This is a genomic window from Mangrovihabitans endophyticus, from assembly GCF_014646155.1.
Classification (GTDB): Bacteria; Actinomycetota; Actinomycetes; order Mycobacteriales; family Micromonosporaceae; genus Actinoplanes; species Actinoplanes endophyticus.
The window spans coordinates 1-621 of sequence record NZ_BMMX01000156.1 but is presented as its reverse complement, the minus strand read 5'-3'; the positions used below and the strand labels follow the sequence as shown (position 1 = coordinate 621).

Annotated in this window: 1 protein-coding gene and 1 pseudogene; both read right to left on the bottom strand. The window is 38.8% G+C overall.

Annotated features, from left to right (window positions below; translation table 11 throughout):
* Positions 1-458, bottom strand: a pseudogene (locus IEY73_RS34680) (glutamine--fructose-6-phosphate transaminase (isomerizing)); the annotation flags it as partial.
* A complete protein-coding gene (locus IEY73_RS34675) occupies positions 459-611 on the bottom strand; it encodes a DUF2443 family protein (protein ID WP_505744159.1) in 153 nt (50 codons plus the stop codon).
* Positions 612-621: the final 10 nt, after the last annotated feature.

Sequence of the window (621 nt, the reverse complement as noted above, 5' to 3'; positions counted from 1 at the left end):
AAAAGGCTGATGCTTTTTTCAAAGGCTTTCAATAAATCGCTCTCGCTTTTAAGCGTTTCTTCTAATAAATGCGCAATGACTTCCGTGTCCGTTTGGCTTAAAAACGCATGCCCCTTTTCTTCTAATTCCTTTTTCAAAACGGCGTAATTTTCAATGATGCCATTATGCACTAAGGCTAAATTTTCTGTAAAATGCGGGTGGGCGTTTACACTGCTTGGCTTGCCATGCGTGGCCCATCTGGTGTGAGCGATACTCACGCCAAAATCCAAAAACTCTTTATTTTTAAGCTCTAGTGTAAGGTTTTCTAATTTCCCTTGAGTTTTAAACACTTCCAAACGATCATTGCTCAATACGGCTAAACCAGCGCTGTCATAGCCTCTGTATTCTAATTCCTTTAAACCCTCTAAAAGAATGGATTTTTTCTCGCTATCCCCTATATAACCTACAATCCCGCACATTTAAAACACCAATAACCCTTTTTTGATCTTATTTAAAGCGTTAATAAGCTCTTTTAATCGCTCCACTTCTTCGCTTAATTGCGTAAAAAACGCTTCATTCACGCCCTTTGGCATGTCCATGCTCCCTCTTTTAATTTCAATAAAATCCCCCAAACTCAAATTC